Origin of the sequence: Collinsella sp. An268 (assembly GCF_002159765.1) — a bacterium.
Taxonomy (GTDB): domain Bacteria; phylum Actinomycetota; class Coriobacteriia; order Coriobacteriales; family Coriobacteriaceae; genus Coprousia.
This window is the reverse complement of record NZ_NFJH01000011.1, coordinates 1-24,396: the sequence shown is the minus strand read 5'-3', so window position 1 is coordinate 24,396 and position 24,396 is coordinate 1. Positions and strand designations below refer to the sequence as shown.

Sequence of the window (24,396 nt, the reverse complement as noted above, 5' to 3'; positions counted from 1 at the left end):
GTGGCAGATTTCGAAGCTACTGATTTTGACGCGGTAAAGATCTCGCTCGCCTCCGCCGACCAGATCCGCTCTTGGTCCCACGGCGAGGTCAAGAAGCCCGAGACCATCAACTACCGCACCTTAAAGCCCGAGAAGGACGGCCTGTTCTGCGAGAAGATCTTCGGTCCCGCCAAGGACTGGGAGTGCTCCTGCGGCAAGTACAAGGGCATTCGCTTCAAGGGCATCGTCTGCGAGCGCTGCGGCGTCGAGGTGACGACGGCCAAGGTGCGCCGCGAGCGCATGGGCCACATCGAGCTCGCCGCGCCGGTGTCGCACATCTGGTACTTCAAGAGCCCCACGAGCTTCCCCATGAGCCGTCTTCTGGACATCAAGTCCAAGGACCTCGAGAAGGTGCTCTACTTCGCGAGCTACATCGTGACCCACGTTGATTACGAGGCCCGCGATGCCGACGCCGACGACCTGCGCGAGGAGCTCGCGGCCGACCTCGAGGAGCTCGACGCCGAGTGCGCCCGCCAGATCGAGAGCCTGAAGGAGCAGGGTAACCCCGAGAACTTCGACGAGTTCTCCGACGAGGAGCCGCTCACCCAGGAGGAGATCGCCGCCGGCATCATCGACATCGAGGAGGAGACGAAGGACGAGAAGCAGCTCCGCCAGGACGCCTTCGACGCCTTCATGAAGCTCCACGAGCGCGACCTCATCTCCGACGAGCCGCTCTTCCGCGAGATGAAGCGCTACTACTCGATGTACTTCGACGGCGACATGGGCGCCGAGGCCATCCGCGAGCTGCTCTCGGCCATCGACCTTGAGTCCGAGGCCGCGACGCTCAAGGCCATCATCGCCGACGAGGACGGCCAGAAGCAGAAGCGCGAGAAGGCCGTCAAGCGCCTCGAGGTCGTGGACGCGTTCCTGAAGGGCCATAACGATCCAGCGAACATGATCCTCGACGTCATTCCGGTCATTCCGCCCGATCTGCGCCCGATGGTGCAGCTCGACGGCGGCCGCTTCGCCGCGTCCGACCTGAACGACCTCTACCGTCGCGTCATCAACCGCAACAACCGCCTGAAGCGCCTGCTCGACCTCGACGCCCCGGCGATCATCGTCAACAACGAGAAGCGCATGCTGCAGGAGGCCGTCGACGCGCTCTTCGACAACGGCCGCCGCGGCCGTCCGGTCGTGGGCCGTGGCGGGCGCCCGCTCAAGTCCCTCGCCGAGGCCCTCAAGGGCAAGCAGGGCCGCTTCCGCCAGAACCTGCTCGGTAAGCGCGTGGACTACTCCGGCCGTTCGGTCATCGTTACCGACCCGGAGCTCAAGCTCCACCAGTGCGGCCTGCCCAAGACCATGGCGCTCGAGCTCTTCAAGCCCTTCGTGATGAAGCGCCTGGTCGAGCTCGGCAAGGTCGAGAACATCAAGGGCGCCAAGCTCGCCATCGACCGCTCCGCCAGCTTTGTATGGGACATCCTGGAGGAGGTCATCGACGGCCGCCTCGTGCTTCTGAACCGCGCACCTACGCTGCACCGCCTTTCCATCCAGGCCTTCGAGCCCGTGCTCGTCGAGGGTAAGGCCATCCACCTGCACCCGCTCGTCTGCGAGCCCTTCAACGCGGACTTCGACGGCGATCAGATGTCGGTGCACGTGCCGCTGTCGCTCCAGGCTCAGGCCGAGGCGCGCGTGCTCATGCTCTCGAGCAACAACCTCCGCTCGCCGGCATCGGGCAAGCCCGTCAACACCCCGCGTCAGGACATGATCATCGGCGTGTACTACCTCACGCAGATGCGCGAGGGCATGCAGGGCGAGGGCCACGTGTTCGCGAGCTTCGCCGACGCCCTCAACGCCTACGACGCCCGCACAGAGATCGACCTTCAGGCCAAGATCCAGGTCCGCGTGAGCGCCGCCGACGCCAACGTCATCACCGAGGACGGAGCGCACCTCTTCCGCATCAACAACGGCCGCGGCGACATCGTCGAGCTCGACGTGACCGGCTCCAAGACCGCGCGCTTCGAGACCTCCATCGGCCGCATCATCTTCAACGAGCAGTGCCTGCCCGCCGACTACGAGTTCATCAACTACAAGATGAACTCCGGCGACGTGAAGCGCTTGACGGCCGATTGCTGCGACCGCTATCCGTCGTCCGAGGTCGCGCCGATCCTCGACAACATCAAGTACACCGGCTTCCACTACGCGACGCGTGCCGGTCTCACCATCTCGCTGTGGGACGCGCTCATCCCGGAGGAGAAGCCCGAGATCCTGGCGAAGACCCAGGCCGACGTCGACCAGATCAACGAGTACTTCGAAGAGGGCTTCATCAACGAGCAGGAGCGCCACACCGAGGTCGTCAACGCCTGGACCGCGGCGACCGACAAGGTGTCCGAGCTCATGCTCGCCATGTTCGACGACGAGAACCCGCTCTACATGATGGCCGACTCCGGCGCCCGTGGTTCCAAGACCCAGCTGCGTCAGCTCGGCGGCATGCGCGGCCTCATGGCGGACATGTCCGGTGAGACGATCGACCTTCCCATTAAGGCGAACTTCCGCGAAGGCCTGCTGCCGCTCGAGTACTTCATCTCGACCTACGGCGCCCGTAAGGGCCTCGTCGACACCGCGTCGCACACGTCGGACTCCGGTTACCTCACCCGTCGTCTCGTCGACGTGGCGCAGGACGTCATCGTCCGCGAGGAGGACTGCGGCACGACCGAGGGCGTGACCTACAAGCTCACGCTGCCCGAGTCGGGCGACCTCAACACCGACCTCGTGGGCCGCTGCTTCATCGAGGATGTTGTGGCGCCGGATGGCACCGTGCTCTTCCATGCGGACGAGTACATCGAGAGCGCTGCCGACATCCAGAAGATGCTCGACGCCGGCATGAAGAAGGTCAAGCTGCGCGCGCTCCTCACCTGCCGCTCCAAGTACGGCGTGTGCCAGAAGTGCTACGGTTGGGACCTCTCCACGCGTCGCCCGGTCGCCATCGGCACCGCCGTCGGCATCATCGCCGCGCAGTCCATCGGCGAGCCCGGCACGCAGCTCACGATGCGTACCATTCACTCCGGTGGCGTCGCGGGCGTCGACGACATCACCCAGGGCCTCCCGACGGTTGGCCGTATGTTCGACGTCGTCGGCAACGTCAACGAGAAGATCCTCGGCCGCGAGGCCGACCTCGCGCCGCACTCGGGCATGCTCTCCATCAAGCCCGAGAAGAGCGAGTACGTCCTCACCATCACCGACATCGACGACGCGACCCGCATCATCGACGAGATCCGCGTCCCGGCATCGGTGCGCTTCATGCCCGGCATCGAGGACGGCTGCGAGGTGCGCGCCGGCGACCAGCTCACCAAGGGCTTCGTCAACTTCCGCAACCTCCGCAAGCTCACCGACATCGAGTCGACGATGCACACCTTCGTCGAGAGCGTGAAGGACGTCTACACCTCGCAGGGCGTCGACCTGAACGACAAGCACATCGAGGTCATCGCCCGTCAGATGCTGCGTCGCGTCCAGATCACCAACCCCGGTGACTCCAAGTACCTGCTCGGCCAGTACGTCGATCGCTACGAGTTCGCCGACGAGGTCGAGCGCCTCGCCCGCGAGGGCAAGCAGGCCCCGGCGGCCGAGCCCGCGATCCTGGGCACGCTCAAGGTCGCCGCGTCCATCGACTCCTGGCTCTCCTCCGCGTCGTTCATCCGTACGGCGGGCGTCCTCACCGAGGCCGCCATCGAGGGCAAGGTCGACCACCTGCTCGACCTCAAGAGCAATGTCATCGTGGGTAAGAAGATCCCCGCGGGCACGGGCCTCAAGCCCTACGCCAACGCGCAGCTTACCTACCGCACGGCCGACGGCTACCAGGCCATCGACGGTCCGACGAGCCCCCAGGCCAAGAGCCTGCCCGACTGGGCGCCCGACGCGCTCAAGGAGCTCGACGAGAAGCTTCCGCAGGAAGTCGACTGGGCCGGCTACGACGACCTCGGCGGCGGCGACGGGTCCTTCACCCGCAACGGCCGCACGGTCACGGCCGACGAGGCCAAGCTGTACCTCTTCGACGACCTCGGCGTGAGCCAGCGCTGGACCAACAAGTTCAGCGAGGTCGGCATCGAGACGGTCGGCGACCTCGTGGGCAAGTCCGAGGAGGACCTGCTCCGCATCGACGGCATCGGCCACAAGGCGATCGAGGAGCTCCGCGCCGGTCTCGAGCAGCACAACCTGCTGTACATTCTCGAGAACGACAACGACAAGGCGGACGCCGAGGACCTCTCCCAGCTGCTGCAGATGGTGTTCTCGCCGGACGGCCCGGACGAGATCTTGCTCGGCACGAGCGCCCCGCGCCACCATCTCGACTCCGAGGAGGAGATGCTCGGGGCACCTGCCGACTCGTCCGCATCGAGCACTTCGTCCGACGTCATCAACGAGGACATGGCCTCGCTCGACGCGCTGCTGAACGAGCTCGTCGACACCGATGACGTTGACGACGAGGACACGATCGGCTAAGTCCAAGCGCGCGCATCCATAGCCTGCTGACGGCGGCCCGCTTCCCATGAGGGAGGCGGGCCGCTTTGGTATGTCGTTCGTGCCACGGACGGCGTAGGCGCCGTGCGGGCTGGCTATACTCATGGCGAACGCTCGGCCGGGCTGGCCCGCCCTCACGCCGGTCTCCAGATGTCATGTCGGATTGAACAGCTTCAATAATTTTCCAACCGGTTTCTGACGAGCTTTTTAAAAGAGCTGGCAACAATCTGACGGTGCGGTCAGATTCGGTGCCAGCGATTGGTTGGACGGCGCATCGACTTTCTCGAAATCCCGTCGGTGTTGCTCGGTTCCGTGCGACGATGGTTCCATGAGTATCGTTCTCTCACATAGCACCGCGCTCCAGTTGTATCGCGCGCCCGCGCGTCCCTCAAGCATGCCAACGTTTCCCCAAACGGCGCGTCCGCTCAAGACCGGGGCCCCGCAGGAGACCGACATCGCCCGTGCCCGGACGCTGCTGGCGTCTTATGGGGTGCCTGATCAGATGCTCGAAACCATCGACGTTCTGGTCTCGCACCAAAAGGAGCGGCGGCGCAGGGCGGGCGTGCGCTGCCATGTGTGTGCAATAGAGCTTCCGCCCCAATCGCTGGTGCAGCTCGATGCTGGGATATTCGCGGTTGATCCACGGTTTTGCGCCCTGCTTGCCGCCCAGTCTCTGAGCCGGCTTGAGCTTGTAGAATACTTTTTTGAACTCTGTGGATCTTATGCGCTGCCGTTTGAGGAGGGCGGGGAGTATCGCGATGCCGCGCCCCTTGCTAACGTGGCGAGTTTGGAGTCGTTCTTTCGGGCGATGAGCGGTTCCCGCGGCGCGACCAAAGCGCTTTGGGCCGCTCGCTACACGCGCGACGGGTCGCGGAGCCCTATGGAGACGTCGACAACCATGACGCTCGTCCTGCCCAAGCGCCTGGGTGGTCTCGGTATCCGCGGCGTGCGTATGGATCGGCGCATCGCGATTGCCACAAGTGCGCGGCGCATGACCCGCCGCGGCTGCTTTTATGCCGACGTCTACATCGAATCGGCTCGCCTTCTGATCGAATACATGGGGATGCGCCATGAGGAGGAACGGCGTCAGGTGGAGGACGGCGAGCGCGATAACGCCCTTGACGCCATGGGGTATCACGTGGTGCGCATCTGGCGCTGGGCACTGTTTGACAAGGCAAGCTATCGACGCATCCTAGAAAAGATCTGCGTGCAGGTGGGCTTGCGTGCCTCGAGGTTCCCACCCGATTTTGCGGACCGTCAGGAGGAGCTGCGGAGATTCGTCTTGCGTGCGTGGTTGAAGTAGAGGCATCCGCGTTGGCACGGTGGCATGCGAAACGGGTTGTCGTGCGCCCAGTTTCACGCGCGCGCATCGCTGCGTACATTGCTCGACCTTTTGCCGGGGCCTCGGTGCAATATCGCGCGCAATGTACTGAAATGGGACCTGCGGGAGCCAAGACGGGGCTGAGCGTACATTGCGAGGGAAAATGTGCAGCCCGCTACCAGCGCTTTCTCCAACCGTACATTCGCGCGTACATTGACGGGTTCTTTGCCGCGAGAAATGTCCCGGGGCCCGGGCAAAACGCGCGGCAATGTACGCGTCAATGTACGGTTGGGAGGTCGGGGGTGCGTATACCGAGTCATCCTGGGCGCACGCGCCGCGCTACCCGTCAGGTATCGTGCGTCGAGGGTCGAACTGCATCGATAGAGGATGCGGCAATGTGAAGATTCCGCGGAATCGAGCCTGAATACCGATACGCCCGGCGCCGTGGTCTGTTGACACGAGCGCCTGCGAGCGTAAACTTGCTACTTGCTGTTTCGTGGGTGGATGCTGACGCCCCGGGGCTAGCCGTTGCACCTTTTATTCAATAGCTGGAGTATTGAGAAGGAGTTAGCTTTGCCTACTATCAACCAGCTGGTCCTCAAGGGCCGCAAGTCCAAGCCCGCGAAGTCCAAGAACGCGGCACTGCAGCACAACCCGCAGAAGCGCGGCGTGTGCACCCGCGTGTTCACCACGTCCCCCAAGAAGCCGAACTCGGCTCTCCGTAAGGTCGCCCGTGTGCGCCTCGTCAACGGTATCGAGGTCACGGCCTACATCCCCGGTGAGGGCCACAACCTCCAGGAGCACTCCATCGTCGCCATCCGCGGCGGCCGTGTGCGCGACCTCCCTGGTGTTCGTTACAAGATCATCCGCGGTGCCTACGACTGCGCTCCGGTCAACAACCGCAAGCAGTCCCGCTCTCGCTACGGCGCTAAGCGTCCGAAGAACTAACGTAACCTGCACCATCGTTTATCGCCGGGCAGCGTGAAGCCAAGGCCCGGTCAGACTTAAAGGAGATTTACATGCCGCGTCGTGCATCCAAAGCCCAGCGCCGCGAGATTCAGCCTGATGCTATCTACAACAATCGTCTCGTGACGCAGCTCATCAACAAGGTCCTCCTCGACGGCAAGAAGTCCGTCGCGGAGCGCGTCGTCTACGGTGCCTTCGACATCGTGGCCGAGAAGTCCGAGGGCGATCCCCTGGCCGTCTTCAAGAAGGCCATGGAGAACGTCAAGCCCACGCTCGAGGTCAAGCCCAAGCGTGTCGGCGGCGCCACCTATCAGGTGCCTATGGAGGTCAACTCCCGTCGTTCCACCCAGCTCGCCATCCGCTGGATCGTCAACTTCTCGCGTGCCCGCAAGGAGAAGACCATGGCCGAGCGTCTCGCCAACGAGATTCTCGATGCCTCCAACGGCGTGGGCGCTTCCGTGAAGAAGCGTGAGGACGTCTTCAAGATGGCTGAGGCCAACCGCGCGTTCTCGCACTACCGTTGGTAATTCTGGGAGGAATTGATACTCATGGCTAAGGCTAAGTACAAGCTTTCCGAGACCCGAAATATCGGCATCATGGCCCACATCGATGCCGGTAAGACCACCACTACCGAGCGCATCCTGTACTACACCGGCAAGACCCACAAGATCGGTGAGGTGCACGAGGGTGCTGCCACCATGGACTGGATGGTCCAGGAGCAGGAGCGTGGCGTGACCATCACTTCCGCTGCCACCACGTGCTTCTGGCACAAGGGCGGCGACGTGAAGAACGGTCCTGCGTACCGCATCCAGATCATCGACACCCCGGGCCACGTTGACTTCACCTCCGAGGTCGAGCGTTCGCTCCGCGTCCTCGACGGTGCTGTGGCTGTGTTCGACGCCGTTGCCGGCGTTCAGCCCCAGTCCGAGACCGTGTGGCGCCAGGCCCGCAACTACAACGTCCCGCGCATCGCCTTCATCAACAAGTACGACCGCGTCGGCGCCGACTTCTGGCACGCGATCGACACCATGAAGGAGCGTCTGCACGCCAACGCCGTGGCCATCCAGGTCCCGATGGGCGCTGAGGACAACTTCTGGGGCGTCATCGACCTCGTGACCATGACCGCGTGGGACTTCAAGGCCGACGACAAGGGCATGACCTACCCCGAGCCCATGGCCGAGATTCCGGCTGAGTTTGCCGAGATCGCTGCTGAGAAGCGCTCTGAGCTGCTCGACGCCGCCGCCGAGTATGACGACGAGCTCATGATGATGGTTCTTGAGGACGAGGAGATCCCCGTCGACATGCTCAAGGCCGCCATCCGCAAGGGCGTGCTCGCCAATGAGCTCAACCCCGTTCTCGTGGGCTCCGCCTACAAGAACAAGGGCGTTCAGGAGCTCCTCGACGCTGTCGTGGACTACCTGCCGAGCCCGCTCGACATTCCGCCCGTGCAGGGCACCAACCCGGACACCGGCGAGGAGGACCACCGCGAGGCCGACTTCAACGAGCCGTTCAGCGCCCTGGCCTTCAAGATCATGACCGACCCCTACGTCGGTAAGCTGACCTTCTTCCGCGTGTACTCCGGTCACGTGGACGCCGGCTCCTACGTGGTGAACGCCACCAACGGCCAGCGCGAGCGCTTCGGTCGCATCCTCGAGATGAACGCCAACGAGCGTGTTGACGTCGACGGCGCCTTCGCCGGCGACATCCTCGCCGCCGTGGGTCTCAAGAACACCACCACCGGTGACACCCTGTGCGAGGAGGGCCACGAGATCATCCTCGAGTCCATGGAGTTCCCCGACCCCGTTATCGATGTTGCCGTGGAGCCCAAGACCAAGGCTGAGCAGGACAAGATGTCCATGGCGCTTGCCAAGCTCGCCGAGGAGGACCCGACCTTCACCGTGCGCACCGACCACGAGACCGGCCAGACCATCATCGCCGGCATGGGCGAGCTGCACCTGGAGATTATCGTCGACCGTCTGCTTCGCGAGTTCAAGGTTGAGGCAAACGTTGGTAAGCCGCAGGTTGCCTACCGCGAGGCCCCGGGCCACGATGTCGAGCGCGCTGAGGGCAAGTTCGTCCGCCAGTCCGGCGGCCGCGGCCAGTACGGTCATGCCGTCATCAAGCTCGAGAAGATGGAGGAGGGCTTCGGCTACGAGTTCGTCAACGCCATCGTCGGCGGCGTCGTGCCGAAGGAGTACATCCCCTCGATCGACAAGGGCATTCAGGAGGCGCTCGAGACCGGCGTCATCGCTGGTTACCCGGTGGTCGACGTCAAGGTGACCCTCTTCGACGGTTCCTACCACGAGGTCGACTCCTCCGAGGCCGCGTTCAAGATCGCCGGCTCCATGGCGATCAAGGACGCCCTCAAGAAGTCCGACCCGATCCTGCTCGAGCCGATGATGGCCGTTGAGGTTGAGACGCCCGAGCAGTACATGGGCGACGTCATGGGCAACCTGTCCGGTCGTCGCGGCAAGATCGAGGGTATGGACGACCGCTCCGGCAACAAGGTCATTCGCGCCAAGGTGCCGCTGGGCGAGATGTTCGGCTACGCGACCGACCTGCGTTCGCAGACCCAAGGCCGCGCGAGCTACACCATGCAGTTCGATTCGTATGAGCCGGCGCCCAAGTCCGTCACCGACGAGGTCATCGCCAAGGCCGGTGGCAACGCGTAAAGGCACGCTCGCACTATAGGTTTCGCCGCGAGTTGTATAGCCTCGCGCGATTATTGGAGGTTTCAATTGCCTAGCCAGAAGATCAGGATCCGCCTCAAGGGCTATGATCACGAGGTCGTTGATCAGTCCGCGAAGCTCATCGTCGACACCGCCCAGAAGACCGGTGCCCGCGTTTCCGGCCCCATCCCCCTGCCCACCGAGCGCAACCTCTACACGGTCATCCGCTCGCCGCACAAGGACAAGGACAGCCGTGAGCAGTTCGAGATGCGCACACACAAGCGCCTCATCGACATCCTCGACCCCACCGCCGGCACCGTCGACTCGCTGATGCGCCTCGACCTGCCCGCGGGCGTGGACATCGACATCAAGCTCTAAGCCTTAGTCGATAGATCATATACGCACTGAGGAGCCCCTCGGTTTGCACGCCAATGTACGCTTCGCAAAACATTGGCTTAGCAAATCGAGGGGCTCTTGCTGTATGAGAACGCACGCAGGGAATATAGGCTCCTTACTGTTATAGGCAGCGGCGCTGAGGTTGACGAGCAAAGGGCTCCCCGCATCCCCGCCAGAGATTCCGCGCAGCGCATCTCTGGCGGGGATGCGGGGAGCCCCTCTCGACCAATATGTCACAGCGGCGTTGACCTGCAAATTTCAATATGTAGACGCTATGAACACGCCCGGAGGCGTGTATACTAATCAATCGTGCCTTCATAGGGAGGATTCTGCCGATTCAAAGTGCCTGCTTAAATGGGTTGCGCGGGCGCCGAGTGAGGAGAACCGCAAACTATGGGACACGCTCGTCAGGAGTGGTCCGCTGGGGGTGAGCGCAAGGGGCGCTCACACGGTCCCAAGACCACAGAGGGTAAGGATCATTGAATGATCAGCATGATTCTCGGCCGTAAGATCGGGATGACCCAGGTGTGGGACGAAGACGACAACGTCGTGCCCGTCACCGTCATCCAGGCTGGCCCCTGCGCCGTCTCGCAGGTTAAAACTCAGGCGACCGATGGCTATGACGCCGTCCAGATCGGCTTCGGCGACATCAAGGCCAAGCGCGTGAACAAGCCCATGAAGGGTCACTTCGACAAGGCTGGCGTCGAGCCGGTCCGCTACCTCCGCGAGGTCCGCGTCGAGAACGGCGAGGATCACAAGGTGGGCGAGGTCGTTACCGTCGCCGACTTCGCTGACGTTGCCAAGGTTGACGTCATCGGTACTTCCAAGGGTAAGGGCTTCCAGGGTCGCATCAAGCGCTGGGGTCAGCGCCGCGGTCCTATGACCCACGGCTCCCACTTCAAGCGTCACCCCGGTTCCATCGGCCAGTGCGCCTACCCGGCGCGCGTCCTCAAGGGCGTCAAGATGGCCGGTCACATGGGTAACGAGCGCGTGACCGTGAAGAATCTCTCCGTTGTCCGCATCGATGCCGAGCAGAACCTCATGCTTGTCAAGGGCGCTGTCCCTGGCGGCAAGAACGCTCTGGTCGCCATCCGTATGGCGTAAACGCTACCGACCAACGTACGTAAGTCACGTCATACCAAGGAGAACAGAACATGGCTATGTTTGAAGTCAAGAACAGCGAGGGCAAGAAGGTCGCCGAGACCGAGCTCGCCGCTGAGGTGTACGGCATCGAGCCGAACATCCACATCATGCATCACATCGTGAAGTGCCAGCAGGCCTGCTGGCGCGCCGGTACCCAGTCGGCCAAGGGCCGCTCTGAGGTCTCCGGTGGCGGCAAGAAGCCTTGGCGCCAGAAGGGCACCGGCCGTGCCCGTCAGGGCTCCATCCGCGCCGCCCAGTGGCGTCACGGTGGCGTCGTCTTCGCCCCGAAGCCCCGTTCCTACGCCAAGCGTATGAACAACAAGGAGGTCAAGCTCGCTATGCGCTCGGCCCTCTCCGCCAAGGTGCGCGACAACGAGCTCGTGCTCGTTGACGACTACGGCTTCGAGAAGCCGTCCACCAAGGCCGCCGTCGCGCTGCTCAAGAACCTCGGTCTTGAGGGCAAGCGCCTCACCATCATCGTGCGCGAGGACGATATCAACGCGTACCTCTCGTTCCGCAACATCCCGCGTACCTTCATCATCACGCCGGATGAGGCCAACACCTACGACATCCTCAACAACGGCGCCATCCTCATGCCCGCCGACGTTGCGACTCACTTTGGGGAGGTGCTTGCTTAAATGGACGCCCACAGCATCATCATCCGCCCCATCGTGTCGGAGCGCTCGTATGACCTGATGGAGCAGAACAAGTACACGTTCGAGGTCGCTCGCGGCGCGAACAAGTACCAGATCAAGGACGCCATCGAGGAGCTCTTCTCCGTGAAGGTCGAGTCCGTCAACACCATCAACGTGAAGCCCAAGAAGAAGCGCGTGCGCTACATCGCCGGCTATACGCGTCAGTGGAAGAAGGCCGTTGTCACCCTCAAAGAGGGCGAGACGATCGAGATCTTCGGCAACCAGGCCTAGAAGATCGCTCATTTAGGTTCTCGGCCTCCCGCAAGGGAGGCGGAGAAGGCTGAAGGTCCGGGCACAAAACATAGACACGCCCGGTACCGTGGTAATCCGGTGTCACCGCACCCCGGGGGAGACCCCGAATCCCTGATGCGGTGGCGAGCGGATAGAGATGAAAGGGATAGGTAATGGCTGTAAAGCACCTTAAGCCGACCAGCGCGGGCCGCCGCTGGCAGACGATTTCCGACTTCTCGGAGATCACCTGCACCACGCCCGAGAAGTCGCTTCTCGAGCCGCTGCCCAAGAAGGCCGGCCGCAACAACAACGGCCGCATCACCGTGCGTCACCAGGGTGGTGGCGTCAAGCGTCGTTATCGTCGCATCGATTTCAAGCGCAACAAGGACGGCGTGCCCGCCAAGGTTGCGACCATCGAGTACGATCCGAACCGCTCCGCGCGCATCGCTCTTCTCCACTACGTGGACGGCGAGAAGCGCTACATCCTCGCCCCCAAGGGCCTGACCGTGGGTGACACGGTCCTCTCCGGCGAGGGCGCCGACATCAAGCCGGGCAACGCCCTTCCGCTGTCCGAGATCCCCGTGGGTACGCTCATCCACGCCATCGAGTTCCAGCCCGGCAAGGGCGCCGCGATCGCCCGCTCGGCCGGCACCGCCTGCCAGCTCATGGGCAAGGAGGGCAAGTACGCCATCCTCCGCATGCCGAGCTCCGAGATGCGTCGCGTGCTCATTACCTGCCGCGCCACGGTTGGCGAGGTCGGTAACGCCGATCATGCCAACATCGTGATCGGCAAGGCCGGCCGTAAGCGTCACATGAACGTGCGCCCGACCGTCCGTGGTACCGTCATGAACCCGGTCGACCACCCGCACGGCGGTGGCGAGGGCAAGAACCACACCTCTGGTCGCCCGTCCGTGACGCCGTGGGGCAAGCCGACGAAGGGCTATCGCACGCGCAAGAAGAAGAAGACGTCGAATAGCCTCATCATCCGTCGTCGCAAGAAGTAGTCGATACCGAGAATTAGGAGATAGAAGATATGAGCAGAAGTCTCAAAAAGGGACCGTTCGTAGAAGCTCGCCTGCTCTCGCGTATCATCGCGATGAACGAGGCCGGCAAGAAGGACGTCGTCAAGACCTGGTCGCGCGCTTCCACCATCTTCCCGGAGATGGTCGGCCACACGATCGCCGTTCACGACGGCCGCAAGCACGTCCCCGTGTACGTCACCGAGTCCATGGTTGGTCACAAGCTCGGTGAGTTCGCGCCCACCCGTACGTTCCGTGGCCACAAGGCCAAGTAGGGGGTTTCTAATCTATGGCAACTAAAGCTACCGATACCGAGACCCGCGAGGTCCGCGCCGTCGCCAAGTACGTGCGCGTGTCTCCGTCCAAGGCTCGCCTCGTGGTCGACCTCATTCGCCGCAAGTCCGTGGCCCAGGCCTTCGACATCCTTCACTTCTGTGAGCGCGCCGTCGCCGTGGATGTGGAGAAGGTCCTGCGCTCCGCTGTGGCCAACGCCGAGCACAACAACGGTATGCGCGCTGACGACCTCGTCGTTGCCGCTGCCTATGTTGACGAGGGCCCGACGCTCAAGCGCATCCGTCCCCGCGCCAAGGGCTCCGCTTCCCGCATCCTGAAGCGCATGAGCCACATCACCATCGTCGTCGCTCCTCGAAAGGAGGCGTAAAGCGCCATGGGTCAGAAAGTCTATCCCACCGGCTTCCGTCTTGGCATCACCGAGAACTGGCGCTCCCGCTGGTTCGCCGATAAGGACTACGCGAAGACGCTCGGCAACGACCTCGAGATTCGCAAGTTCATCGCCAAGCGCCTCGCCCGTGCCGCCGTTTCCCGCACCGAGATCGAGCGTGCCGGCGACAAGGTGAAGGTCATCATCTACACCGCCCGCCCGGGCATCGTCATTGGCAAGAAGGGCTCCGAGATCGATCAGCTCCGCGGCGAGCTCGAGAAGGTCGCCGGCGTCTCCAAGGGCCAGCTCTCGGTCGACGTCATCGAGATCAAGCGCCCCGAGCTCGACGCCACCCTCGTCGCCCAGTCCATCGCTGAGCAGCTCGAGGGCCGTGTCGCCTTCCGTCGCGCCATGCGCAAGGCCGTGCAGTCCGCGAGCAAGGCGGGCGCCAAGGGCATCCGTATCCAGTGCTCCGGTCGTCTCGGCGGCGCCGAGATGGGTCGTCGCGAGTGGTACCGCGAGGGTCGCGTGCCGCTGCACACCCTGCGCGCCAAGATCGATTACGGCACGTCCGTTGCGCACACCACCATGGGTGCCTGCGGTGTGAAGGTCTGGATCTACCTGGGTGAGAAGCTCCCCGGCCAGCCCGTTCCGAACCCTGCGCTCGAGGGCGAGCGTCGCCCCCGTCGCCGTAACTCCGAGAGGAGGGGTCAGTAGTGCTTGCCCCTAAGCGTGTTCTTCACCGTAAGGTGCAGCGTGGCTCCATGAAGGGCCAGGCTAAGGGTAATACCGAGCTGCATTTCGGTGAGTATGGCCTCAAGGCCCTCGAGGCCCACTGGATCACCAACCGCCAGATCGAGGCCGCCCGTGTTGCCATGACCCGTTATATGCGTCGTGGCGGCCGCGTGTACATCACCATCTTCCCCGACAAGCCCATCACCAAGAAGCCCGCGGAGACCCGCATGGGCTCCGGTAAGGGCAACCCGGAGGAGTGGGTGGCCGTCGTCAAGCCGGGCCGCATCATGTTCGAGATTTCCGGCGTTACCGAGCCCATCGCTCGCGAGGCGCTTCGCCTGGCGCAGCACAAGCTCCCCATCAAGACCAAGATCGTCATCGCTAAGGACGCCGAGGAGCGCGCCGAGGCCGAGATTGAGGCCGAGGAGGCCAAGGAGGCCGAGTGGGCCGCCAAGGACGCCGCCGCTGCCGCTGCCGAGGAGGATAAGTAATGAAGCCCGCAGAGATTCGTGAGCTCTCCGACGATCAGCTCGCTGAGAAGCTGAAGGAAACCCGAGCCGAGCTCTTTAACCTTCGGTTCCAGATGGCCACCAGCCAGCTGGACAACACCGCCCGCGTCAAGACCGTGAAGAAGGACATCGCCCGCATCCTCACGGAGCAGCGCGCCCGCGAGATCGCAGCGGAGAAGGCCGCTGCCACCGAGTAGATCGCAAGGAGAGAACATGAGTGACACTACGCGCAACCAGCGCAAGGTCCGTCAGGGCGTCGTCGTCTCCATCTCCGGCAACAAGACCATCGTTGTCGAGACCACGGAGCGCAAGCGTCACCCCAAGTACGGCAAGATGATGACCACCACCAAGAAGCTTCACGCTCATGACGAGGAGTGCACGGCAGGCCTCGGCGACAAGGTTCGCGTCATGGAGACCCGTCCTCTGTCCAAGATGAAGCGTTGGCGTCTCGTCGAGATCATCGAGCGCGCTAAGTAAGCTGATTTAGCTACGTTCATGCCGGTGATGTGCACCGCGAGCGTGCGAGCGCACCTCTCACCGGTCTCAAGTTCGGAGGAACTACCATGATTCAAATGCAAACCGTGCTGAACGTCGCCGATAACTCCGGTGCGCGCAAGGTGCGCTGCATCAAGGTGCTCGGTGGCTCCAAGCGCCGCTATGCAGGCATCGGCGACATTTTCGTCGCCTCCGTCATCGAGGCGACCCCTGGCGCGAACGTCAAGAAGAAGGACGTCGTGAAGTGCGTCGTCGTCCGCACGGTGAAGGAGGTCCGTCGCAAGGACGGCTCCTACATCCGCTTCGACGACAACGCCGCCGTCCTCATCAACAACGACGGCTCGCCCGTCGGCACCCGTATCTTCGGGCCCGTGGCGCGTGAGCTCCGCGACAAGAAGTACATGAAGATCGTCTCGCTTGCTCCCGAGACCCTGTAAAGAAAGGAGAGAGCAGCTATGGGTATGTCCATCAAGAAGGGCGACACCGTCAAGATTCTCTCCGGCAAGGATCGCGGCAAGCAGGGTACCGTGCTCCGCGCCTATCCGGCAGAGCGCAAGATCAAGGTCGAGGGCGTCGCTATCGTTAAGAAGCACGTCCGCGCCAACCAGCAGAACCAGCAGGGCGGCATCGTCGAGCAGGAGGCCAAGATCGACGTCTCCAACGCTATGCTCGTCTGCCCCAAGTGCGGGGCTGCCACCCGCGTTGGTCGCAAGTCCGGCGAGCTTGATGGTCACAAGACTAAAATTCGCGTCTGCAAGAAGTGCGGCGCCGAGTTCTAAGCGAATTTCCCCAATCGCCAACAACCTTCTCGAGGTTGCCTTGCCCCGTCGCGTAAGCGGCGGGGCTTTTTTCATGCTGCGGGGTGGTGCCAAGGTCGATGTGGGTCCGACTGCGTACGATCCAACTGGCGCGGAGGGTACCGGGGGACGCTTCCCATCCCCTCAACAAGGAACCCGCGCTTAGGCCACCCTTGGACTCGAAAAGGTGTCCTTAACGCGGTTTCCTGTGAAGCATCGCTCCGCTATGCCCCGGTGACCCAAGATACGGTCGCGGAGAGTGCATCCGTTTTCGCGCGTACTCGATATCTTGATCAAGTTCCCTCATGCTCGTTGCCGGGATGTTTCACCGGAGCGGTGCAATCTCAAGTGAAGACTCTGTGTGCACGGTCGACTATCTTGATGGATATACGGAGGTCCTATGCAGAAGGGGGGACGGCGCTATGAATGATCGCGCGCGCAGGCTAGTGATGCTGCTCGAGCAGAGCGGCACGTGGATTACGGCCGCATCGCTCGCCACATCGCTGGGGTGCTCCGCGCGCACCGTAAAGACGACCGTCGCCCATCTGAACGAGTCCCACCCCGGCATCGTCATCTCAAGCTCGCACGGGTACCGTCTCGGTGATGCGCAAGCGGTTGACGACCTGCTTTCGTCTGCCACCGCCGGCGTCTCGGGCGTGCCCCAGACGGCGCAGGAGCGGCGCCCGCGCATCCTCTGCCAGCTCCTCATGCGCCACAACGAGCTCTCGGTGGATGAGCTTGCGCAGGAGCTGTGCATCTCCCTGACGACACTCGAGAACGAGATCCAGGCCATCAACGCCGACCTCTCGGCAAGTGACGTGGCCCTGCGCACGCGTGCGGGGCAACTGTTCGTTGCTGGTGAGGCGAGACCCGAGACTTCTTCAATCAGCTGGAGCTGGTGAACGTCTACTTTCCTGATATCGACATCAAGGAGCTTCGCGCGGCCATCGACGAGCGCTTGAAACGCGAGGGGTTCTTCATAAACGGCTACTCGCTTTCCAATCTCATCCTCCACATCGCCATCGCCCTGGAGCGCTGCCTCAACCGTTTTCCGGCGTTCGACAGCGGTTATCCGGTGGCTGGTCAGACCACCTCGGAGGTCGACCGCGTCACGGAGGACATCTTGGGCGCCATCGAGGAGAACTATCTGGTGACGTTTTCCGAGGCGGACCGTCGCTCCCTCAAGCTCATCTTGTCCACCTGCCTCGTGGACGTCGACAGCCTGGAAGACGCGCGCCGGGTGCCGTTCACCTCGGCCGAGATCCAGGACGCGCTCGTGCACGTGGGGCGCGTCGGGATCATGCCCGGCGAGACGTATGGCGAGGGCGGTCTGGGTTACCTGCGCATGTGCATCGGCGGCCCGCGCTCCAAGGTCGAGGAGGGGCTCGCGCGTATGAAGATGGCGTTCGACGCCCTCTATGAGAAGGGGGGAAGCGACCGGTGAGCAAGAAGCGCAAGAAACGTAACCGACGCCACGAGGGTGGCGCATCCGGCGCAAGCGCGCAGCTTACGCCCCGCCCCGCAGAGGAGAGGCTGCCCGCGCGGGCCCAGGCGGTAAGCACGCAGGTCTCCACCCTGCGCCGATTCGCGGCCTATGCCATCGACTGGGCCGCCGGCGGCGTGGTGACGGGTGTTCCGGCGGTGCTCCTCTACAGCGCGGTCACGCGGCGCACCGATTTCTACTCCGATCTCTATGTGTTCGAGGCGCTCGGCCACTCGATGTGGTGGGGCGTGCTCGCGGGGGTGCTCTGCCTCTTGGCCGGCCTTTTCTACTACGTGTGGGTTCCCGCCCGCATCACGCCGGGCCAGACCCTCGGCAAGCGTCTGTTGGGTCTGGAGATCCGCGCCATGGACGGCTCGCTGCCCACGCTGGGGGCACTTGCCGTGCGCTACGGCGTCATCGGTTTTCTGCTGGAGGGCAACGCCTTCGTCACCGGGCGGTTCATCCGGGAGCTCGTGACGCTTATCATCCGCATCGATGTCGCCACCCCGTGGTCCATCGCGTGCGTGGGCATCACGCTCGTCTCCGCGTTTCTGGCGCTCTATCGTCCGCAGCACCGGGCGATACATGATTTCGCCGCGGGCACCCGCGTGGTGGCCCGCATCTCGTAAGCTAGTTCGTTTGGGGCCGCGCTGCCCCTAAAACCGGAAGGACGGCACATGTATTCCAAGACCACTACCATCGTGAACGCGTCGGGTCTCCATGCCCGCCCCGCCGCCGTGTTCGCCAAGCAGGCGGGCGCCTATGAGTCCAAGGTGACCATCCGAAACATCACCAAGGCGAGCTCTGCGCTCGACGCCACCTCGATGCTTTCCATCATGATGCTCGCCGCCAAGCAGGGCGACGAGGTGGAGATTGCCGCCGAGGGCGCCGACGAGGAGAAGGCCGTCGACGAGCTCGTGCAGCTTTTGGAGGACGGCTGCGGCGAGTAGTCGCAGATACATTCCGGCACCGGGGCTCCGGCGGCCTTTGGAGACGGCGGCTTCGCGCGAGGGCGCGGGCCCGGTCGCCAAGGGCAGCCGGAGCCCTCGGCGTCTCACCGGGGACCCCGCCCTCGGCGCTCTGTACCCTATAGCCTGCGCTCCCCATGGCGTCCTGCCGTCGCTTGTGCGATGATGGGGCGGTGCGCGCCGCAGGGGCTCCGCACATTGCGAAAAGGGGGTTCTATGGCACATCATCAACGAGAGGTCATCGGCGTCGACGACCGCGTATCGGTCGGTCGCGCCATTCCGCTCGGTATCCAGCACATGATGAGCATGTTCGGCTCGACGGTGCTCGTGCCCGTCCTCACCGGGCTCGATCCCAACGTGGCCATCATGTGCTCGGGCATCGGCACCATCTGCTATCTGCTCGTCACGGGCAATAAGATTCCGAGCTACCTGGGCAGCTCGTTTGCCTTCATCAGCCCGATCCTTGCCGTCGGCGCCACGCAGGGGCTCGACGCCGCCATGTCGGGCGTCGTGGTCGCGGGTATGGTGTTCCTCGCCGTGGCGGGCATCATCCGCCTTGTGGGCACCGGCTGGCTCGACCGGCTGCTCCCGCCCGTGCTCGTGGCGTCGGTCATGGTCGTGATCGGCGTGGGGCTTTCTGCCACCGCCGTTGACATGGCCTTCATGCAGGACCTGGCGGACGGCTCCACGGTGTTCTACGGTCTCGGGGCCGTCGTCGCGGCGATCACGCTCGTGGCGGCCGTGGTGTTCTCCAGCATGGGCGGCATCTTCGGCACCATCCCGGTGCTGCTCGCCATCATCGTGGGCTACCTTGTCTCGGTACCGCTGGGACTGGTGGACTTCGCCCCCGTTGCCGAGGCCGCGTGGATCGGCCTGCCCAACATCTCGGCGCCGCGCTTCGATATGGGCGCGATCGCGCTGGTGGCGCCGGTCGCTGTCGTCGTGGTGATCGAGCATATCGGGCACCTGCTCGCCGTCGGTGAGATTGTGGGCAAGGACTACCGTCAGATGCTGCCGCGCTCGCTTGCCGGCGACGGTATCTCCACCATGATCTCGGGCTTCCTCGGCGGTCCTCCCACCACCACCTATGCCGAGAACATCGGCGTCATGAGCGTCACGCGCGTCTACTCCACGCAGATTTTCTGGTACGCGGGCGGCTTCGCGCTCGTCATCGGTGGCTTCTGCCCCAAGCTCGCGGCGCTCATCCAGTCCATCCCCGGTCCCGTGATGGGCGGCGTGTGCCTTCTGCTCTTCGGTCTCATCGCATCCAACGGCCTGCGCATGCTCGTGTCCAACCGGGTCGACTTCGACGTCAACCGCAACCTCATGATCGCGTCGGTCGTCATCATCGTCGGTGTGGGCATGGAGACGAGCGGCATCTCGATCCCCATCGGCGATTACACGCTCCCCGGCATGGCCACCTCTGCTCTGGCGGGCATCTTGCTCAACCTGATCCTTCCGGGCGGCGGTGCCACCGAGGGAGAGAAATCCGCTTAAGGTGAGCGCAGCCGGGGTCGTGCAAGGTTTTACCGCGGCCCTCGATCGGTTCGATATGTTTGCACCCGCTTTTGGCGGATATGATCGCGAGTGGTTTTCTGCCGTCTGCAACCCCTAAGGGGTCTCACGATGGCAGAAAACCACTCGTTGTGTATTGGCGCGGCGCGACGGAGCGTTTTTCTGCCATTCCGCAAGTTGCGCGCAGTACGCTCTCGCTCATCCAAGGCAAGTACAAGATGGTGATCCTCTACTGCCTGATGGAGTTTCAGCCCGTGCGGTTCAACGAGCCTCGGCGCTACCTTAAGACCGTTTCTGATAAGACGCTCAGTCGCGCGCCTGCTTGAGGAGAAGTTCTTGTCATGGTATCGCCGCGCCGACGAGACAGCGAGCTCGCTTTCAGCTGCCACCGCCGATGCCCCCGCGTGCGACGCCGAGGGTCCGCTCGACGCCCGGTGGGCTATCTGCGAGTGGGGCTCGTCTGAACCTGTGGGCTTTATCGAGGTGTCTCCCGGCGAGGCGCGCGATGTGGGCTATGCGTTGCGCCGGGAGAGCTGGGGGCTCGGCTATGCGCGCGAGGCGCTCGGCGCGGTCATCTCGTGGGCACGCCGCCAGGGGTATTCCCGCCTGACGGCGACGCACGACATCGACAACCCGCGTAGCGGGGCGGTGATGATCGCTTGCGGCATGACGCCCCGTTATGCCTACCGTGAGCGATGGCTCCCCAAAAAGCCCGAAGTCGTTTTCTGCATGCATCAGATCGACCTCGTCTGCGGTGCCGAGGAGTACCGTGGATATGCCGAGCGCTGGCCGGTGGTCGGGAAGGCGGAGCTGCGCCCGTAGGCGGCTGGGTGCCTTGCCATCGATACATACTCATGGTATGTTTGAATCGTCGCTGGTACGGAGGTCACCTATGGCGCGCAACAAATATCCTGAGGAGACCGTCAAGAAGATCCTCGACGTTGCCGAGGGGCTCTTCATGACCAAGGGCTACGAGCACACCACGATGGCCGACATCGTGGAGGGGCTCGGCGGGCTCACCAAAGGTGCGGTCTACCACCACTTCAAAAGCAAGGACGAGGTCTTCGAGGCCGTGTTCGCGCGGGCGAACCAGACGGTCGTCGCACGCTCCGAGGAGATCATGGCCGACCGGAGCCTGAGCGGTCTCGAGAAGATCCGCGCGTTCGACGAAGCGTCGGCGGCGGGGCCCTCGGCCGAGATGTGGGGTGCCATGCGCCCCTCTTCCGACCCCCTTCAGAGCGCGCGTATCCTCGCGCGCGAGTATCTCGACGTCCTCGATGTGGCGCACCATTTTATCGAGCCGGCCATTCGGGAGGGCATGGCGGACGGTTCGATCGCCGCGACGCATCCGCGCGAGACCGCCGAGGTGATGCTCCTGCTCGCAAACCTGTGGATGGTGCCGCTGTTCAACCCGCTTGCCGATGAGGGTGCCTACGAGCGCCGGGTCGAGGTGTTCCTGCGCGTGATGCATGCGCTGGGCGTGGACATCGTGGATTGGGAGGCGCTTTCAGCCGACCGGTTGGGCAAGCTCGCGGCGGATGTCCCCTGGAAGAGCTGGAAGGGGGAGGAAACCCCCGGTTGCCCGCAAGAAATGCAACCGGAGGTTGGTTGAGGCAACCGCGCGTCTTCGCGACGATGGAGGCGGGTTCTCGAAAGACGGCCGCAAGATGCGGCTTTCTTTCGCATCAATATACATACCAACCGTAGGTATGATTAAGAGAAAGGATAGATGATGGGACACGCGGCGTATCGGAATGGGTTGGGGCCGGATAGGGGGGACAGGTTGTTCACGCCGGGGTTTCGCGCCATAGTCGCCTCCCAGGTGTTCTCGTTGCTCGGCATTGAGATCCTGCAGTTCGTGCTGCCGCTCCACCTGCTCAACCTGACGGGTTCGGGGACGCTCTACGGCATGGTGCTCGCGGCGGGATTCATACCCTACGTGGGGCTGTCCCCTGTGGGCGGGATACTTGCAGACCGCACGCGCAAGCGCGGGGTGATGATGACCTCCGACGCCCTGTTGGCGCTCGTGATGGCAGGGTACCTCGCACTGGCTTCCTCTGAGGCGCTCGTTCCCCTTACCGTGGGTGTGCTCATGATCGCATTCGCCGCCCAGGCGATCTATCACCCCTGCGTGCAGTCCGCGGTGCCCCTGGTGGTGGCGTCCGCGCGCATCACGCAGGCGACCGCCGTCGCCAATCAGGTGAGTATGATCACCGGTATCGCGGGGCCGGTGGTGGGTGGGCTTATCTTCGGTTTCTTTGGCCTGGTGCCGATTGTCGCGGCGGCCGCGGCGTCGTTTGCCGTCTCCTGTGCGCTCGTGGCGCTGTTCGTGCGCATTCCCTACGAGCCGCCGGCACGAACCCAGGGCGTTGTCGCAACGGCGGTTTCCGATATCAGGGATGCCGTCGGCTTTATGCGCTCGCGTCCCGTGCTGTGGCAGACCGTCGCAGCGGCGACGCTCGTCAACTTGTTCGGGGCATCATTCATCAATGTTGGCACGCCCTATGTGGTGACCGAGACGCTCGGCCTCTCCAATCAGCTTATGGGCGTGGCGCAGGGGGCGCTTGCCGTAGGCGGCCTCGCAGGGGGATGCGTCGTGGCGCTCATGCCGGGGCGCTTCGGCATCTATTCGGTGCCCCGGCTCCTGGCGGTGTCGGTCGCCGGGCTTCTCGTTATGGCGGGGGCGCTGGCAGCGCGACCGGCCCCGTTGCCCGCCTTTGCGGCGATCGTTGCGTGCGTGATGTGGATCATGGCCTGCTGCACGGCGCTCTCCATCGCGGTGACGTCGCACCTGCAGCGCGAGGCCCCCGCGATGCTCGTGGGCAAGGTGATGGCGCTCGCTATGACAGCGGCGAACCTTGCCACCCCGGCAGGGCAGATGGTCTACGGCGTGATGTTCGACCAGGTGCCCGGATGGGTGTCCGCCCTGTTGGCGGCCGCTGCGATGGCCGCCGTCGCAGCGGCGCTCGCGCGCGCCTTGGCCCGACAGCGGCGATAGCCCTCGGCTAGCGCACCTCGAACGGCGAGTCTTCGCCGCGGTTAAAAGCGAGAAGCGCCTTGGTGCTGTTGTAGACCATGCCCTGCACGTCGTCGTGCGTGTAGAACGCCATGTGCGGCGACACGATGACGTTGGGGAAGGACATGAGCAGCGCGCGGTCGCGGTTGGGCAGGATCTCGCGGCTCTTATCGAGATAGTACAGGTTGTCCTCGTGCTCGATGGTGTCGAGCGCCGCGCCGCCCAGATGGCCCGACTCCAAGGCATCGATCATCGCCGCGGTGTCGACCAGCGAGCCGCGGCCGGCGTTGACGAGCACGGTGCCCGGGCGCATGAGCGCAAACTCGTTGCGCCCGATCATATGGATGTTCTCGGGCAGGGCGGGGGTGTGCAGCGTGACGACGTCGGATTCGGCGAGTAGCGTGTCCAGGTCCACATAGGTGGCAATATCGCGCAGCTCGTCTTTGGGATAGGGGTCCGCGGCAAGGATGCGGCAGCCGAAGCCCGTGAGATGGCGGATGACGCACGCGCCGATAGCGCCGGTTCCCACCACGCCGACGGTGCATGACGAGATATCGCGGCCGAGCTTGCCCTCCAGCGAGAAATCCTGCACAGCCGCCTGGTTGAGAATGAATTTGACCCGACGGAGCCCCATCATCATGAGCATGATGGCGTAGTTGGCCACCCCCTCGGGCGGGTAGGCGGCGTGGCCGATGCGCATCCCGAGATTATGGGCGTGCGTCAGGTCGATGTGGTCGTAGCCGATGGAGCGCGTGGCGATGGCCCGGATGCCCATGTCGTGGTAGCGATCGAGCAGCTCGGGCGTCATGGGGTTGGTGAGGATGGAGAGAGCGGTGGCCCCTTCTGCCAGATGGGCGTTCTCCAGTGAGGGGTATTCGGTGGTCCAACCAAACTCGAAGCCCAGCTCCTGGCTCAGCTCCTTCATGAATCCGAGCTCGTCATAGGGGCGAAGGGCAAAGGCGAACAGCTTCATGACGGTCCTTTCTCATGGGTAGCTCTCGCGGTCACGGCACCGCGGAATGCCCGCGGGCCCGAGACTACGGCGCACATCGTACAACGCCGCCGACGATTCTATCAGCCCTGAGAATTGCCCTGCTGAGGTGCAACGGCCGTGCGCCCCGCCGCCCGCGGCCCCCGCGATGTTCCCGTGTGCGGATACGCCACTTTTGCGCCCCCGGGGGATGCGGACAATTTCTTGGACAGGCCTAGGCGGCCAGCCCGAGCCGCTCCCTGCGGCCCCTGATCGTATCGTACACCGTCCGGCCGCCCTCGCGGAAGGCCTTCAG

Annotated in this window: 26 protein-coding genes and 1 pseudogene; 26 read left to right on the top strand and 1 reads right to left on the bottom strand. The window is 63.7% G+C overall.

Annotation, left to right across the window (positions count from 1 at the left end; genetic code table 11):
* The 26 genes and pseudogenes from B5F70_RS08810 (at position 1) to B5F70_RS08680 (ending at position 23,092) form a co-directional block, all read left to right on the top strand.
* The gene (locus B5F70_RS08810) at positions 1-4,473 is read left to right on the top strand and encodes a DNA-directed RNA polymerase subunit beta' (RefSeq protein ID WP_206383540.1); all 4,473 of its coding nucleotides are present in this window, start codon (positions 1-3) and stop codon (positions 4,471-4,473) included.
* 346 nt (positions 4,474-4,819) lie between these two features.
* The gene (locus B5F70_RS08805; RefSeq protein ID WP_087205202.1) at positions 4,820-5,794 is read left to right on the top strand and encodes a DUF559 domain-containing protein; all 975 of its coding nucleotides are present in this window, start codon (positions 4,820-4,822) and stop codon (positions 5,792-5,794) included.
* 591 nt (positions 5,795-6,385) lie between these two features.
* Complete coding sequence (gene rpsL / locus B5F70_RS08800) at positions 6,386-6,760, top strand: 30S ribosomal protein S12 (protein WP_087205201.1); 375 nt, start codon at positions 6,386-6,388, stop codon at positions 6,758-6,760.
* A 71-nt stretch (positions 6,761-6,831) separates the two neighbouring features.
* The gene (gene rpsG / locus B5F70_RS08795; RefSeq protein WP_087205200.1) at positions 6,832-7,305 is read left to right on the top strand and encodes a 30S ribosomal protein S7; all 474 of its coding nucleotides are present in this window, start codon (positions 6,832-6,834) and stop codon (positions 7,303-7,305) included.
* Positions 7,306-7,326: 21 nt separating this feature from the next.
* A complete protein-coding gene (gene fusA, locus B5F70_RS08790; protein ID WP_087205199.1) occupies positions 7,327-9,450 on the top strand; it encodes an elongation factor G in 2,124 nt (707 codons plus the stop codon).
* Positions 9,451-9,516: 66 nt separating this feature from the next.
* Entirely contained in the window at positions 9,517-9,825 is a 309-nt protein-coding gene (gene rpsJ, locus B5F70_RS08785; RefSeq protein WP_087205198.1) for a 30S ribosomal protein S10, read from the top strand.
* A gap of 501 nt (positions 9,826-10,326) precedes the next feature.
* A complete protein-coding gene (gene rplC, locus B5F70_RS08780; protein ID WP_087205197.1) occupies positions 10,327-10,947 on the top strand; it encodes a 50S ribosomal protein L3 in 621 nt (206 codons plus the stop codon).
* A 50-nt stretch (positions 10,948-10,997) separates the two neighbouring features.
* The gene (gene rplD / locus B5F70_RS08775) at positions 10,998-11,624 is read left to right on the top strand and encodes a 50S ribosomal protein L4 (RefSeq protein WP_087205196.1); all 627 of its coding nucleotides are present in this window, start codon (positions 10,998-11,000) and stop codon (positions 11,622-11,624) included.
* Positions 11,625-11,912: a 50S ribosomal protein L23 gene (gene rplW, locus B5F70_RS08770; protein ID WP_087205195.1), complete on the top strand. Its 288-nt coding sequence runs from the start codon at positions 11,625-11,627 to the stop codon at positions 11,910-11,912. It abuts the gene before it with no gap.
* Between the two features lie 173 nt (positions 11,913-12,085).
* Positions 12,086-12,916 carry a 50S ribosomal protein L2 gene (gene rplB, locus B5F70_RS08765; protein ID WP_087205194.1) on the top strand — a complete coding sequence of 277 codons (831 nt, stop codon included), beginning with the start codon at positions 12,086-12,088 and terminating at the stop codon, positions 12,914-12,916.
* A 29-nt stretch (positions 12,917-12,945) separates the two neighbouring features.
* On the top strand, positions 12,946-13,206 hold the full coding sequence (rpsS, locus tag B5F70_RS08760) for a 30S ribosomal protein S19 (RefSeq protein WP_006720289.1): 261 nt from the start codon (positions 12,946-12,948) through the stop codon (positions 13,204-13,206).
* A 14-nt stretch (positions 13,207-13,220) separates the two neighbouring features.
* Entirely contained in the window at positions 13,221-13,592 is a 372-nt protein-coding gene (rplV, locus tag B5F70_RS08755) for a 50S ribosomal protein L22 (protein ID WP_087205193.1), read from the top strand.
* 6 nt (positions 13,593-13,598) lie between these two features.
* Positions 13,599-14,309: a 30S ribosomal protein S3 gene (gene rpsC / locus B5F70_RS08750; protein ID WP_087205192.1), complete on the top strand. Its 711-nt coding sequence runs from the start codon at positions 13,599-13,601 to the stop codon at positions 14,307-14,309.
* Positions 14,309-14,698, top strand: a pseudogene (gene rplP, locus B5F70_RS08745) (50S ribosomal protein L16); the annotation flags it as partial. The gene rpsC and the pseudogene rplP, both read left to right, overlap by 1 nt.
* A gap of 119 nt (positions 14,699-14,817) precedes the next feature.
* Positions 14,818-15,033, top strand: coding sequence for a 50S ribosomal protein L29 (gene rpmC / locus B5F70_RS08740; RefSeq protein WP_087205190.1), 216 nt, complete (start codon positions 14,818-14,820; stop codon positions 15,031-15,033).
* Between the two features lie 16 nt (positions 15,034-15,049).
* Positions 15,050-15,313 (top strand): 30S ribosomal protein S17, encoded by a 264-nt coding sequence (gene rpsQ / locus B5F70_RS08735; protein WP_087205189.1) that lies wholly within the window; start codon positions 15,050-15,052, stop codon positions 15,311-15,313.
* Positions 15,314-15,399: 86 nt separating this feature from the next.
* Positions 15,400-15,768, top strand: a complete 369-nt coding sequence (gene rplN / locus B5F70_RS08730; protein ID WP_087205188.1) for a 50S ribosomal protein L14 — start codon at positions 15,400-15,402, stop codon at positions 15,766-15,768.
* Between the two features lie 18 nt (positions 15,769-15,786).
* Positions 15,787-16,110 carry a 50S ribosomal protein L24 gene (rplX, locus tag B5F70_RS08725; protein ID WP_087205187.1) on the top strand — a complete coding sequence of 108 codons (324 nt, stop codon included), beginning with the start codon at positions 15,787-15,789 and terminating at the stop codon, positions 16,108-16,110.
* Positions 16,111-16,550: 440 nt separating this feature from the next.
* Positions 16,551-17,030, top strand: coding sequence for an HTH domain-containing protein (locus B5F70_RS08720; RefSeq protein WP_158094975.1), 480 nt, complete (start codon positions 16,551-16,553; stop codon positions 17,028-17,030).
* Positions 17,027-17,572: a hypothetical protein gene (locus B5F70_RS10800; protein ID WP_206383539.1), complete on the top strand. Its 546-nt coding sequence runs from the start codon at positions 17,027-17,029 to the stop codon at positions 17,570-17,572. Before B5F70_RS08720 ends, B5F70_RS10800 begins: the two co-directional genes overlap by 4 nt.
* Positions 17,569-18,240: an RDD family protein gene (locus B5F70_RS08710; RefSeq protein ID WP_087205185.1), complete on the top strand. Its 672-nt coding sequence runs from the start codon at positions 17,569-17,571 to the stop codon at positions 18,238-18,240. The genes B5F70_RS10800 and B5F70_RS08710 overlap by 4 nt, the downstream gene beginning before the upstream one ends.
* 48 nt (positions 18,241-18,288) lie before the next feature.
* Complete coding sequence (locus B5F70_RS08705) at positions 18,289-18,561, top strand: HPr family phosphocarrier protein (protein ID WP_087205184.1); 273 nt, start codon at positions 18,289-18,291, stop codon at positions 18,559-18,561.
* A gap of 234 nt (positions 18,562-18,795) precedes the next feature.
* Complete coding sequence (locus tag B5F70_RS08700; RefSeq protein ID WP_087205183.1) at positions 18,796-20,076, top strand: solute carrier family 23 protein; 1,281 nt, start codon at positions 18,796-18,798, stop codon at positions 20,074-20,076.
* Between the two features lie 354 nt (positions 20,077-20,430).
* On the top strand, positions 20,431-20,916 hold the full coding sequence (locus B5F70_RS08690) for a GNAT family N-acetyltransferase (protein WP_158094973.1): 486 nt from the start codon (positions 20,431-20,433) through the stop codon (positions 20,914-20,916).
* A 70-nt stretch (positions 20,917-20,986) separates the two neighbouring features.
* Positions 20,987-21,706 carry a TetR/AcrR family transcriptional regulator gene (locus B5F70_RS08685; protein WP_158094972.1) on the top strand — a complete coding sequence of 240 codons (720 nt, stop codon included), beginning with the start codon at positions 20,987-20,989 and terminating at the stop codon, positions 21,704-21,706.
* A 117-nt stretch (positions 21,707-21,823) separates the two neighbouring features.
* Positions 21,824-23,092 (top strand): MFS transporter, encoded by a 1,269-nt coding sequence (locus B5F70_RS08680; RefSeq protein WP_087205179.1) that lies wholly within the window; start codon positions 21,824-21,826, stop codon positions 23,090-23,092.
* A gap of 7 nt (positions 23,093-23,099) precedes the next feature.
* On the opposite strand, the gene B5F70_RS08675 is transcribed toward B5F70_RS08680, so the two are convergent.
* Entirely contained in the window at positions 23,100-24,083 is a 984-nt protein-coding gene (locus tag B5F70_RS08675; RefSeq protein ID WP_087205178.1) for a D-isomer specific 2-hydroxyacid dehydrogenase family protein, read from the bottom strand.
* Between the last annotated feature and the right edge of the window lie 313 nt (positions 24,084-24,396).

Excerpts from the sequence above, each read along its gene's own strand:
- B5F70_RS08805 (WP_087205202.1), top strand. The coding sequence starts at position 4,820 with ATGAGTATCGTTCTCTCACATAGCACCGCGCTCCAGTTGTATCGCGCG.
- rpsG (WP_087205200.1), top strand. The coding sequence starts at position 6,832 with ATGCCGCGTCGTGCATCCAAAGCCCAGCGCCGCGAGATTCAGCCTGAT.
- fusA (WP_087205199.1), top strand. The coding sequence starts at position 7,327 with ATGGCTAAGGCTAAGTACAAGCTTTCCGAGACCCGAAATATCGGCATC.
- rplC (WP_087205197.1), top strand. The coding sequence starts at position 10,327 with ATGATCAGCATGATTCTCGGCCGTAAGATCGGGATGACCCAGGTGTGG.
- rplD (WP_087205196.1), top strand. The coding sequence starts at position 10,998 with ATGGCTATGTTTGAAGTCAAGAACAGCGAGGGCAAGAAGGTCGCCGAG.
- rplW (WP_087205195.1), top strand. The coding sequence starts at position 11,625 with ATGGACGCCCACAGCATCATCATCCGCCCCATCGTGTCGGAGCGCTCG.
- rplB (WP_087205194.1), top strand. The coding sequence starts at position 12,086 with ATGGCTGTAAAGCACCTTAAGCCGACCAGCGCGGGCCGCCGCTGGCAG.
- rpsS (WP_006720289.1), top strand. The coding sequence starts at position 12,946 with ATGAGCAGAAGTCTCAAAAAGGGACCGTTCGTAGAAGCTCGCCTGCTC.
- rplV (WP_087205193.1), top strand. The coding sequence starts at position 13,221 with ATGGCAACTAAAGCTACCGATACCGAGACCCGCGAGGTCCGCGCCGTC.
- rpsC (WP_087205192.1), top strand. The coding sequence starts at position 13,599 with ATGGGTCAGAAAGTCTATCCCACCGGCTTCCGTCTTGGCATCACCGAG.
- rpmC (WP_087205190.1), top strand. The coding sequence starts at position 14,818 with ATGAAGCCCGCAGAGATTCGTGAGCTCTCCGACGATCAGCTCGCTGAG.
- rpsQ (WP_087205189.1), top strand. The coding sequence starts at position 15,050 with ATGAGTGACACTACGCGCAACCAGCGCAAGGTCCGTCAGGGCGTCGTC.
- rplN (WP_087205188.1), top strand. The coding sequence starts at position 15,400 with ATGATTCAAATGCAAACCGTGCTGAACGTCGCCGATAACTCCGGTGCG.
- rplX (WP_087205187.1), top strand. The coding sequence starts at position 15,787 with ATGGGTATGTCCATCAAGAAGGGCGACACCGTCAAGATTCTCTCCGGC.
- B5F70_RS08720 (WP_158094975.1), top strand. The coding sequence starts at position 16,551 with ATGAATGATCGCGCGCGCAGGCTAGTGATGCTGCTCGAGCAGAGCGGC.
- B5F70_RS08705 (WP_087205184.1), top strand. The coding sequence starts at position 18,289 with ATGTATTCCAAGACCACTACCATCGTGAACGCGTCGGGTCTCCATGCC.
- B5F70_RS08700 (WP_087205183.1), top strand. The coding sequence starts at position 18,796 with ATGGCACATCATCAACGAGAGGTCATCGGCGTCGACGACCGCGTATCG.
- B5F70_RS08685 (WP_158094972.1), top strand. The coding sequence starts at position 20,987 with ATGGCGCGCAACAAATATCCTGAGGAGACCGTCAAGAAGATCCTCGAC.
- B5F70_RS08680 (WP_087205179.1), top strand. The coding sequence starts at position 21,824 with ATGATGGGACACGCGGCGTATCGGAATGGGTTGGGGCCGGATAGGGGG.
- B5F70_RS08675 (WP_087205178.1), bottom strand. The coding sequence starts at position 24,083 with ATGAAGCTGTTCGCCTTTGCCCTTCGCCCCTATGACGAGCTCGGATTC.